This window comes from Bacteroides sp. OM05-10AA, assembly GCF_003439055.1.
GTDB classification, from domain to species: Bacteria; Bacteroidota; Bacteroidia; order Bacteroidales; family Bacteroidaceae; genus Bacteroides; species Bacteroides intestinigallinarum.
In genome coordinates, this window is the sequence record NZ_QSUR01000030.1 from 32,380 (window position 1) to 44,991 (window position 12,612).

Sequence of the window (12,612 nt, forward strand, 5' to 3'; positions counted from 1 at the left end):
GAGATTTTTTGCATTGGTTATTTTTATAGTTTTTGTTATCAGTTTGCCAACTAGGGTGGAATAGAAAGTCTAGTTTTAGAAAGAACTTCAATAAACAGAATAATTAAAAATATAACATAGTTTAGTGATATGAATATAGTAGGAGTTTTATCAGGTAAAAGAAAATGTTTGTTAGCAATAGCTATTGCATTTTCGACATTCGGGAATGCCCAATTAGTAACCTATCCGGAAGGATTGAATACTGGTATGCCACATAATGATGATTATACAGTCAAAGTACGTGAAGCAGGCGGTGAATGGAAGGATGTATTCGAATATGAAGTCCAGGTCGATATGGATCGGGTACAATCTGCTTCAATGGTACAGTTTGATATGGGCAGTCCCGTAGAAGTGATGGTGAAAAAGAACAATGGCACAATTCAGGATGTGAAAATCCGTCCGTTAGCGATGGGCATACAACATACAGTAAACCACAATGCTATCTTTTTTACACTCACTAGACCTCAATACCTGTCGATTGAGTTTAACGGTGATCGTTTGCATAATCTTCATTTGTTTGCTAATCCTTTGGAAACAGAAACTTATACTGAAAGTAGTGACAAAGTAATGTATTTCGGACCGGGTGTCCATCGTCCGAAAGATTTGCCGAATACACAGATACAGATTCCTTCCAATACTACTGTTTATTTAGCTCCCGGAGCTGTTGTAAAAGCTAAATTATTGATTGACAAAGCTGAAAATGTACGTATTGTCGGGCGTGGTATTCTCGACCATCCGATCCGTGGAATAGAAGTTACTCATTCTAAAAATGTATGGATTGACGGTATTACAGTCATAAATCCTGATCACTATACAGTATTCGGAGGTGAATCTACTGGTTTGACTATCAACAACTTAAAATCTTTTAGTTGTAAAGGATGGAGTGATGGCATAGATCTGATGTGTTGCAGTGACGTACTAATAGACAATGTTTTTATGCGGAACAGTGATGATTGTATTGCCATCTATGCCCATCGCTGGAACTATTACGGAGGAAGTCGTAACGTGACTTTACAAAATTCAATCCTTTGGGCGGATATTGCTCATCCGATCAACATTGGAGGACACGGTAATCCGGACGACAAGGTTGGAGAGATTATTGAGAATATAACTGTCCGTAATGTCGATGTTCTGGAACATGATGAAGATGATCTTCTTTATCAGGGCTGTATGGCAGTGGATTGCGGTGATAAAAACTTGGTACGCAAGATATTATTTGAAAACATCCGTGTAGAGAATATCCAGGAGGGAAGATTGTTTCATATTAATGTCCGTTTCAATTCAAAGTATGATAAGCAACCCGGTCGGGGAATTGAAGATATTACTTTCCGCAATATCATTTATAATGGAGTAGGGGAGAATCCGTCTCTATTGAAAGGGTTTGATAGAGAACGCTCCGTTAGGAATATCATCTTTGATAATGTGATTATCAATGGTATGAAGATGAAAAACATAGATGATTTTATCACGAATGAATACATAAAGAATATCACAGTCAAATAGTATAATCCGGTACATGAAGTATGAATGGGAAAATCTCTTTGTATTAGGTACAAACTTCTTTTCTTCTAAGACCAAACTTTCTTTAGGTTAAACATAAACTATAAATGCAAGTTTCATTTGTATAATTAGAACTTGCAATTATATAAATGAAACTTGCGTTTTTATAATTAAAGCTTGCAATTATAGATTTCTATTAGATAAGAATAACTTTAGTATTAGAAGGAAAGAACTTTGCAATAGGAAGATAATAACTTATCTATTAATAGATGAGAGCAAAGCTATCAGAATTAAGGAGTCTGGAAGAGAGCCATGAGTATCAAAGCAAGAGTTTTATTCCCGGGTTTATGCTAATCAAAGTAAATGTTTTCATTCACTTTGAACTCCTTTCTATTACTAAATACTATCTTTGCTTATCACTTGTATAAAAAATGAATCGCACTATGATTAACAAAATTATATGGATTATTGGGATTGTATGGATCGGGAATATTCAAAATGAAGTGCAAGCGCAACGACGTAACTTTATCCATCCCGGAATCACCTATACCCAAGGTGATTTAGACCGGATGAAAGCTATGGTCAAGGCGAAACACGAGCCTTATTATTCTACTTTCCTGAAATTAAAGGAATCTCCCTATTCTTCACTCAATACGCAAGTCATCAATCGGGGAAAACAAATCAGAGAAGGACGTTTTAATGCTACTATCGGAGTAGATGGCAGGCGGGCACATGATTTAGCTTTGCTTTGGCATCTGACGGGCGATGAGGCTTATGCCTGTAAAGCGGTCGAATATTTGAATGCTAATTCTTATTATACCAACACAAGTAGTCGGGGAACAGGACCATTAGATAACGGAAAAATTTATCTTTTGATTGATGCCGCCGAATTAATGCGTGATTATCCCGGTTGGAAGGCAGAAGACCAGCAACGTTTTAAAAATATGTTGGTCTATCCCGGATATAGCAATACGGAAGATTTCTCTTCTAAATATGCAAATTATTGGGATGATTCAAAGAACGGAGTTACATTCTATTGGAATATCTTTAATTTCGATGCCGCAAGGTTTGGTAATCAAGGACTTTTCGCTGCTCGTGGAATGATGGCAATGGGTATTTACTTGGATAACGAAGTAATGTATGACCGTGCTTACCGTTACTTATTGGGAATGAAGCATCGACCGGATGATTTATCTTATCCTTCAGGACCACCGGTTATTAGCAAAGAACCGATTAAGAAATCACCAACCATGCTTGATTATAAATTGGAAGGAAGAGAAAACAAGATTTCAGATTATGGATACGATGAACAGCTACAGTATTATATCTATCCGAACGGTCAATGTCAGGAGTCCAGTCGCGACCAGGGACATGTATTGGCAGGTATCCACAATTATGTAGCTATCGCAGAAATGGCATGGAATCAGGGAGATTCTTTATATAATTGTCTCAATAACCGTTTGCTTCTTGGTTTGGAATGGAACTATCGTTATAACCTCTCTAAAGTCCGGGCCTATGAAGAGCAAAAAGAGCCTTGGGAACCGACAGGTTCTAGTAAGAATCCAACTGAAGTTACCTTTGAGAACGGTAAATTTCTCCAGATAAAAAGCCGTAGTGGACGTTGGGAATCCATAGCTGTATCTCCTCACGGACGTGGAGACGTAGCAGGTAGCGGCGGAACTCGTGAAATGGCATTGGCGCATTATGCAGTACGTACCGGATTGCCTGCAAACGACTATACCTGGCTGAAACGTTACCGTGATTATATGATAGAGCATTATGGTTGCGAGAATTGGGGAATAGCGCCCAACTGGTTTTATGAATGGACCGGCTGGGGAACATTAACCAAACGATTGACTCCTTGGATGGCAGGCGATCCCGTTTCTTTTTCTACAGGAAAGCGTGTATCAGGAATTCATTCGTTACCTTGTGAGATATTGGCTGCCGATTACGATTATTATTGTCTTGCAGAAGATCCCGAAGGACATACCTATCACAATGTAGGAAAGAAACGCGGCAACGAATACAGACCTGACGGAGCAGTAGAGCTACGAAAAGAAGAAGATAACTACGTCATTACCCAAATAGAAGATGGAGAATGGATGAACTATACTGTAAGTATTCCTACCGATGGAGATTATACCGTTTATCTTGTTTATCAATCAAAAGGAAATTCTTTATTGTCCGTAGCTTCTGATTCGGAAGTAAAGACAGAATCCATGCAATTACCCGGCTCCGTACAATGGACGGAAAGAGAAATAGGAAAATTTACTCTTCCCGCAGGAGCTTGTGTACTTCGTTTACAGATAGGGCAAGCCGGAGATAAACTCGAAATTCAGAAAATAATAGTAAAGCAGGATAAGGGGATTTGATTTTTCGTTCGTACTTAATAATAGTACTACAAAAAAAGATGGCCATGAAAATTCGAATATGTTTGTTAATCATACTAATGGGAGTATTGTATCCGGGTTATATTAGCTCGCAAGAATCCCCTTATGTATTCCGCCAGATTGGAGTTGTTGAAGGATTACCGGATAACTATGTAAAAAGCGTTTTCCCCATTCCCGACGGACGTATCGGTGTGCGAAGTACTGTGTTATTAAGCCTGTATGATGGTGCGAACTATTCAAATTTCCCTTTCAATATTCATGGCGAATATTCGATAGCATATAACCATATTATTCCCGAACAATATATTGATGCCGACAAACGTTTGTGGATGAAAGAACGCAAGAGCCTGCGTGTCTTCGATTTGACTACCGAACAGTATATCTATAACGTAGATTCCTTATTTCAGCAATTCGGCTTGAAGGATAAAGTGGCGGACCTGATTATTGATTCAGAGAAACATTGTTGGTTTCTGACGCCGGGTTCCTCTGTCTATATGTATGATGCAGAGACAAAGTCAATCGAACAGGTTTGCAGGAATGACGAGTTTATGGAATACTATGGAGGATTGCTCGGAGTAGAAAGTCATGGAAAATACAGTTGGATGGTTCATCAGAAAGGGGCTATCCGTTGCTACGATTTGGAAAAGAAACGTTTTGTGCAGCAACTTGATTTTCTGAAAGACCAACTGAAACCGGATGACCGTGTGGTTTTGAAGATACTCGATAATGGTGACTTTTGGCTGATGTGGGATCGTGGAGTAGGCTATTATGATGTCTATAATAAAAAATGGAATCAAATTTCGGGTATCCAACTCGGGCACTATTCATGGTTTACTTCTATGGACGTAGATAAAGGTGGAAATGCATGGGTAGGAACCGTTATTGATGGATTCTATGTCATTGATATGCACAATTTCTCTGTAACCCGGACACTGGATATTCCTTTATTATCAGGTAATACAGTACGAAACGGTATTCAGAGCATCTATTGTGACCGGGAAAATAATTCCGTTTGGATAGGACTTTATAATCAGGGAATGTGTTATTATCATCCCAGCATGAATAAAATAGTACTGTACAATAAGAAGATGATAAATGGCGACTGGAAAGGAGAGGAAATACGCTGTATGCTCGAAACGTCTAAAGGAGAAATTCTGATGGGTACTACACAAGGTGTCTATCGTTATGAACCGGAGACTAAGAGAATGAACAGATTCTATCATGAATTCAGTCAGAAGAATTGCCGTGTACTCTATGAAGACAGTAAGAAGCGTGTTTGGGTCGGAACATACCACGACGGACTCTACTGTATAGATCATGGAAAGGTACGGTCTTACGATTATCCCGATACGGATTATCAGAATGAACTGGATTTCAGTAATATCCGTGTCATGGTCGAAGACCCTTCCGGTCGGTTGTGGGTAAGTATATATGGCGGTGTAGGATTATTCAATCCGGAAAACGGGCAGATAAACTTATTGTCCGAACAGTTTCCCGAACTCAAAAAATACAAAGTAGCGAATGCATTGGCCATAGATAATCAATCCCGGTTGGTAGTAGGCAGTGATAACGGACTCTACATTTACGATCCTGCAACGAATAAAATATGGATACCGGAGCAAGACGGACAGGCTAATTCAATCTTCAATCAGGGAAGTATCAAGTATAATCAGATACTCAAAGACCATGAGGGAACTTTATGGTTTGCTACTCAATATGGCTTGAGCGTCTTGACCCACAATGGGCAAAGCTACACATTAGGGAAAGAAGAAGGTCTGTCTAAAGCTATCCTGAACGTAGTGGAAGATAAGAACCATGATATATGGATTTCGACAGTCACTTCTATTTATAAGATAAAGGTAGACAGAAGAGCAGATAAATACAGTTTTCATGTAATCAGCTGTCTGTCGGAAGATGAAATCCGTCAGGATGATTTATATAGTTTCCCTTCGTTAATGACCAGGGATAATCAGCTTTTTCTGGGGCTGATGAACGGCTTTATCGCTTTCTCACCAGAAAACATGATAGATAATCAGTGCCTCAATCGTCCTCTGTTTACCTCATTCCGCTTGTTTAATGTTCCGGTTGTGTCGGGCGAAACATATAACGGACGTGTCTTATTTGATAAAGCATTAAGTTATTCGGACGAAGTACAATTAAAATATGATGAGAACTATATCACACTTGAGTTCTCCGGTCTGAACTTCCCTAATCCTTCTCAAACCTCTTTTCGTTACCAACTGGAAGGATTTGACAAGGAATGGACGGAAACCCTTTTTGAGAATGGACAAGGACGTGTTGTCTATAATAATCTCCCTTCGGGCGAATACATCTTCCGTGTGTCCGCTGCCGGAAACGACCGGATATGGGGACCGGAGTCTGCATTCAAAATTGTAATTCATCCCCCGTTTTGGGATACACTGGCCGCTCGTGTTTTCTATGCAATTTTAGGTATTCTCTTAATCTTCGGGCTGATTTACGTAATAAACCGCCGCAACCGGCAGAAGATGATTCGTATGCAAGAAGAGGAAGCGTTGAAGCAGAAAGAAGAACTGGATCAGATGAAATTCCGTTTCTTCACAAATATAAGCCATGAACTCCGTACTCCGCTGACGCTGATTATCACACCATTGGACATGATGATACGTCGATTGACAGACGATGCGATGAAAAAACAACTGAATACCATCTATAAGAATGCTCAAAACCTATTGTCATTGGTGAATCAGCTACTCGATTTCCGCAAACTGGAAATGAAAGGAGAGAGGTTGCATCTGATGAACGGCGATATGGAGGAGTTTATTGTTTCGGCCTATAACAACTTCATGCCAATGGCAGTAGAGAAGCACCTTAACTTTGTGAACCAATCGGAACATAGAGCGCTTTATATGTTCTTCGACCGGGATAAGGTACATAAGATTGTGAATAATCTCTTGTCCAACGCCTTCAAATATACACCGCAGGGAGGCACAGTGAACTTACAGCTCGCGACAGAAGAGATAGAAGAAAGAAACTACGTGAGAATATCCGTATCTGATACTGGAATCGGAATATCCGAATCAGACCTTCCTTATATCTTTGACCGTTTCTATCAGGTAGGAAATGAAGGGGACGAAAAAATAGGCAGTGGCATCGGACTTCATTTGGTAAGGGAATATGTAAATATACATGGTGGCCGTATTAAAGTGGACAGTCAGATAGATCGTGGATCAGTATTCACTGTTTGGTTGCCGATGGACCTGAAACCGGAACCGGACGAACTGCCGGAAGAAATCATCGGAACGGAAGCATCAGATGTTAAAGAGAAAGAAACCACTACATCTACAGTTGATGATAACCTGAAGAAACTGTTGTTAGTGGAGGACAATCAGGAGTTCCGTACTTTCCTGAAAGAACAGTTGGAAGATTTCTATCAGATCATTGAAGCGGCAGACGGTGAGGAAGGAGAGCGAAAAGCAATAGAGGAAAATCCAAACCTGATTATCAGCGACATTATGATGCCGAAAGTTAACGGTATCGAACTTTGCCGTCGGATCAAGACGAACGTGCAGACTTCCCATATACCTGTGATATTGTTGACGGCCCGCACTGCCGATGATATCAAGATTAACAGCTATGAAGTAGGAGCAGACTCTTATATGTCGAAACCTTTCAACTTTGATATGCTGATGGTACGCATTGAAAAGCTGATAGAGCAACAGGAAAAGAGAAAACAAGAATTCCGTAAGAACATAGAAATAAATCCGAGTGCTATCACCATTACTTCAGTAGACGAACAGCTCATACAGAAGTGTCTGGAATACATAGAAAAGAACATGGACAATCCGGAATATGGCGTAGAAGAATTGAGCGGTGATCTGGGGATGGTGCGTATGAGCCTTTACCGCAAGCTGCAATCCATCACCGGACACACACCGACAGACTTTATTCGCAGCATCCGTTTGAAACGGGCAGCACAATTATTACAAGGAAGTCAGTTGCCGATTGTTGAAATAGCGAACCGGGTAGGATTCAGTTCACCCAGTTATTTCTCGAAGTGTTTTAGAGAAATGTTCGGTATGCTTCCCAAACAATATGCCGAGGAATCGGGAAGAAAAGAATGACATTGTGCTTGTGTTTGTAGTTTAATTATTACATTTGCGCTGAATAAGTGAGATAATTTTAAGTTCTTGTTCACATTGGGGCAGAAGAAGTTTTATTTTATAATATATGTTGATATGAAAGTATTAGTTTTAATTTCATTGGTAGGAGGTTTGATGTTATCCTCTTGCGGAGGTAGCAGTTCAAAAAATAATGCAAATGTTAAGGAGGTAAATCCTGCAGATACCATCTATTTGGGAGACTTACGTGAAAAATTTGCAAATGATAGTGTTTTCTTTAAAATAGTGGCACCGGATTTGATGTTGATGGATTATCAGTATCTTTGGGCAGTAACAGAATCGGAAGCAGTAGAGAAAGGACTGACAAAAGAATACTATAAACGTGTGAAGAAAGAAATCACCGATACGAATGAAGCGATCAAAAGAGGTGTGATGAAAGGTGCGAACGTAAAACGTATACCGGATTTCCAGGCATCACAGGAAAATAAATAATGAATCCTTCCGGATGAAAGCTTTCATCCATGCAAATATAAGAACAGGGGAGTCGTCAAATGTAACGACATCCCCTTTTTTATTGGTGTGACGGTTAGATTTATCCCGATGAAATGGGAAGTTTTTGCAAAAATACACGCTTGTTACGATAGTTTTGTTATCTGTTACTTTTGTGGTATTTGAATTTGAAACTTGTTCCTACTTTTGTATCATCGTTAAACGGATAAATTTAATGCCATGAATAAACAGCAAGCTACATTTGACGACTTCTTCTCTGAATGCTATCTTAAATATAAGGAGTATATCAAGAACTATATCGCTATCCGCATTTGCCATCCGCATGAAGCGGAAGATTTGGCACAGGATGTCTTTGTCCGCTTATGGGAACACAGGGCATTCGTGAACAAAGATACAGTCTGGTCTTTGCTTTTTACCATCGCTCGCAATATAGTAACCGATAAAATCCGTCGTTATTATAAACAGGAAGATTTCGTCGCCTACATATATAATAGGATGGAAGACACCAGTCGGAATACCACAGAAGATACCATTCATTTTCGTGAACTAAAGAAGATGCATGACCAGGTTATGGAAGCTCTTCCTGTTAAACGCCGTCAGATTTATGAACTTAGTTTCAATCATGAACTCTCTTGTCCTGCCATTGCAGGAAAGCTGTCCTTATCTCCCCGTACAGTAGAATGTCAATTATTACTGGCTCGTAAAACGGTTCGTACTTATTTGAAAAATGAATTCTCCAAAGTCGGTTAAATACCAGATTCGGAAAAACACATATTAACTTTAACAATTTAATAGTATTATGGAAATTAAATCCAAATTCTTATGTTCAAAAGGAGTCGCATTGGCTTTCGCCATGCTGCTGGGTGGTTCGCCCGGTGTATTGCTCTATGCAAATGATTCTGTAGAAGAGAGTTTGATGGTAGTCCAGACGGGCCGCACCATCAAAGGACTTGTGACAGATGCGAATGGTGAACCACTGATTGGTTGTAATGTAGTGGTCATAGGAAGCAATGCAGGAGTAATTACCGATATTGACGGTCGGTTTACGCTGAATATTCCTGCTGATGCCAAACAGATAAAAGTTAGCTATATCGGATATGTAGATCAGATTATTAACCTTCATGACCGCTCTGATTTTAAAGTGGTATTAAAGGAAGATAATAATGCACTGGACGAGGTTGTTGTAGTGGGTTATGGCACGCAGAAAAAAGCGACGTTGACAGGGGCGGTAGAACAAATTGGTAGCCAGGTATTGGAAAGTCGTGCCATTACCAATGTCGGTGCTGCTCTGCAAGGAGCCACTCCGGGTTTGGTAGTCACTCGTTCTTCCTCACGTCCGGGTAATGAAGGTTTAAATTTCCAGATTCGTGGTCTGACATCTGTCAATGGCGGTAGTCCGTTGATTATTGTGGATGGAGTACCCGTATTGAATTCAGAGTCATTCCAAAATCTAAACTCGGATGATATTGAGAATATTAGTGTATTGAAAGACGGTTCAGCTTCCATTTATGGGGCGAAAGCAGCTAATGGCGTTATCTTGGTTACTACCAAAAAAGGTAAAGGCAAGACAACGGTTGATTATGGCTTCAATATGCGTTTCACTACCAATGGTATTATGGCTTTCTCTCCCAGTATGCAGGAATATGCTTCCATGTGGCTGGAAGCCAATAAAGAAATGCCGGAACATGACTGGTGGGGCTGGGGAGAAGAAAACCTGAAGAAGATGGCTCAAGGCATTGAAGGTATTTATGAGTCGACTGTAGCCGATTGGGGTACGATGTTCGTTGGTAATGCCAATCGCCTGGATGAATTGTTTGCCCGCCGTTATTCTTACCAGCATAACTTGAGTGTAGCAGGTTCTACGGATAAATCCGATTACCGCATTTCATTAGCTTATGCTGATAACCAGGCTAATCTGGCTACAGCCTATGACGGACAGAAACAGTTGAACTTGCGCTTAAACTACGGCATCAAATTGACTGATTGGTTCAAACTGGAGACTTTAGCCAGTATGATTAAAACAAATACCGAAACACCCACACATGGTATCGACCGTACACTTTACGGAAACGATGCTCCGTTTTTCCCGGCAAAAAATCCCTATGGACAATGGTACGCTAACTTCGGTAATGTAGGTGATCGCAATGCGGCAGCAGCTACAACGGATGGTGGACGTGACGAGAGAGAGAAGTTGACTACTCGTGTCGATTTTAAAGCATTGGTGGATATTTGGAAAGGAATCACTTTCGAGGGTACTGCTTCATTTCAAAATGAGGAATATCGCAGAGAACGCTATTCGCTTCCGGTACAGTGTTACAATTGGTTCGGCGAGCAGACGGCGAAGTTAGTATATGAAACAACACAAACCCTTAGTACTCCGCAAGATGTGCTGAATTTTAAAGATTCCCATCAGCCGGGATATTTGGTACAGGCAAATAATGCCCGGTATCAGTACTATTCAGGGTTATTGAAATATAAGCGTACATTTGCCGAAGTACATAATATAGATGCTATGTTCGGCATCAATGCCGAGAAATGGGTGACTAAGAAAGTTGTTACCGCCCGTGAGAAGTTTGAGGATGCCGGAATTTACGATTTGAATTTGGCTACGGGTACACAGGGTAACGGTGGAGGAAAGACTCATAATGGTACCTATTCATATATTGCCCGTTTGAATTATAACTATGCGGAAAAATATATGGTTGAATTGATGGGGCGTCGTGACGGAAATTCCAAGTTTGCTCCCGGTTATCGTTTCAAAAGCTTTGGTTCTGTCTCTTTGGGATGGGCATTCTCGGAAGAACAATTTGTAGAATTTTTAAAACCTGTTCTTTCTTTTGGTAAGTTGCGTTTAAGTTACGGTAGTTCGGGTAATGATGTCGGGCTGGGTGATTACGATTATGTGTCTACTGTCTCTCTTGGAACAGCCGGTTTTGGAACTATACCTGCCAATCAGGTATCTTCAGGTTTTGGCGGTTTAATTTCTTATGACCGTACTTGGGAGAAAGTTTCACAGAAAAACTTTGGTATCGATCTTAACTTTTTCGATAATCGTTTGAAAGCTACATTCGATTATTTTATAAAAGATAATACCGGTATGTTGGTAAATGTCACATATCCGGGTGTATTAGGAGGTAAAGCTCCTAAAACGAATAGTGGTCATTTGAATGTAAAAGGTTGGGAATTCACTATTGGATGGCGCGATCAGATTAAAGACTTTTCTTACTATGCCAACTTTAATATTGGTGATACAAAGAGTCTGTTGAAAGAGATGGAAGGAGCAGATTCTTATGGGGCTGGTTGGAATGCAGCCGTGAATGGGTATCCGTTGAATTCGTACTTTCTTTATCGCACAGATGGTTACTTTAAAGATCAGGCAGAAGTAGACCGCTATTATGCACTCTATGGAGAGGGTAAAGAAGATTTGACTGGTGTAGGAGCAGGAAGTGCAAGCCGGTTGCGTCCAGGTGATACCAAACGTTTGGATTTGAATGGTGATTATAAGATTTCCGGTGCAGGGAATGAGAATAGCGATTTGCAATATCTCGGTGACTCCAATCCACATTTTGTTTTCGGTTTCACACTGGGAGGATCATGGAAAGGTATTGATGTGAACGCAATGTTCCAAGGTGTCGGCAAGCAGTATGTTATCCGTAATGACTGGATGGCTTATCCTTTTCAAACACGTACTGCCAATCAGAACCCGACATATTTGGGAAAGACATGGACAGAGAGCAATCCGAATGCTGAATTCCCTCGCTTGACTACCAATGCGAATCTCGCACGCTGGAATTATCAGAATAACGACTTTATGATGCAGAATAACCGCTATATCCGTTTGAAAACATTAATAGTCGGCTACACATTGCCGCAGATATGGACTCGCAAGGTGAAACTGGAAAAAGTACGTGTTTACTTCTCTGGTAATGATTTATGGGAAGCTACCAGTATTCGAGACGGTTTCGACCCGGAAATGGGAGCAGCCTCCAACAACAGTGGATACCCGTTTGCACGTACTTGGTCGTTCGGTCTGAACATCACTTTATAGTAGCTATGGAAAATTAAATACAGAA

The 12,612-nt window shown here is 40.4% G+C and carries 6 protein-coding genes; all 6 read left to right on the forward strand.

All coding sequences use genetic code 11. From position 1 onward, the window contains the following. Positions 1-129: 129 nt before the first annotated feature. The 6 genes from DXB58_RS20355 (at position 130) to DXB58_RS20380 (ending at position 12,587) form a co-directional block, all read left to right on the forward strand. On the forward strand, positions 130-1,542 hold the full coding sequence (locus DXB58_RS20355; RefSeq protein WP_122138090.1) for a glycosyl hydrolase family 28 protein: 1,413 nt from the start codon (positions 130-132) through the stop codon (positions 1,540-1,542). Between the two features lie 440 nt (positions 1,543-1,982). Then, positions 1,983-3,911: an alginate lyase family protein gene (locus DXB58_RS20360; RefSeq protein ID WP_122138103.1), complete on the forward strand. Its 1,929-nt coding sequence runs from the start codon at positions 1,983-1,985 to the stop codon at positions 3,909-3,911. 44 nt (positions 3,912-3,955) lie between these two features. Continuing rightward, entirely contained in the window at positions 3,956-8,032 is a 4,077-nt protein-coding gene (locus tag DXB58_RS20365) for a hybrid sensor histidine kinase/response regulator transcription factor (RefSeq protein WP_122138104.1), read from the forward strand. A 114-nt stretch (positions 8,033-8,146) separates the two neighbouring features. Then, complete coding sequence (locus DXB58_RS20370) at positions 8,147-8,521, forward strand: hypothetical protein (protein WP_004305864.1); 375 nt, start codon at positions 8,147-8,149, stop codon at positions 8,519-8,521. 237 nt (positions 8,522-8,758) lie between these two features. Beyond that, the gene (locus DXB58_RS20375) at positions 8,759-9,289 is read left to right on the forward strand and encodes a sigma-70 family RNA polymerase sigma factor (RefSeq protein WP_004302348.1); all 531 of its coding nucleotides are present in this window, start codon (positions 8,759-8,761) and stop codon (positions 9,287-9,289) included. A gap of 49 nt (positions 9,290-9,338) precedes the next feature. Next, positions 9,339-12,587, forward strand: coding sequence for a TonB-dependent receptor (locus DXB58_RS20380; RefSeq protein WP_122138091.1), 3,249 nt, complete (start codon positions 9,339-9,341; stop codon positions 12,585-12,587). Positions 12,588-12,612 lie beyond the last annotated feature (25 nt).

Bases quoted from the DNA above. Each gene is read 5' to 3' on its own strand.
- DXB58_RS20380 (WP_122138091.1), top strand. From the start codon at position 9,339: ATGGAAATTAAATCCAAATTCTTATGTTCAAAAGGAGTCGCATTGGCT.
- DXB58_RS20365 (WP_122138104.1), top strand. From the start codon at position 3,956: ATGAAAATTCGAATATGTTTGTTAATCATACTAATGGGAGTATTGTAT.
- DXB58_RS20355 (WP_122138090.1), top strand. From the start codon at position 130: ATGAATATAGTAGGAGTTTTATCAGGTAAAAGAAAATGTTTGTTAGCA.
- DXB58_RS20375 (WP_004302348.1), top strand. From the start codon at position 8,759: ATGAATAAACAGCAAGCTACATTTGACGACTTCTTCTCTGAATGCTAT.
- DXB58_RS20360 (WP_122138103.1), top strand. From the start codon at position 1,983: ATGATTAACAAAATTATATGGATTATTGGGATTGTATGGATCGGGAAT.
- DXB58_RS20370 (WP_004305864.1), top strand. From the start codon at position 8,147: ATGAAAGTATTAGTTTTAATTTCATTGGTAGGAGGTTTGATGTTATCC.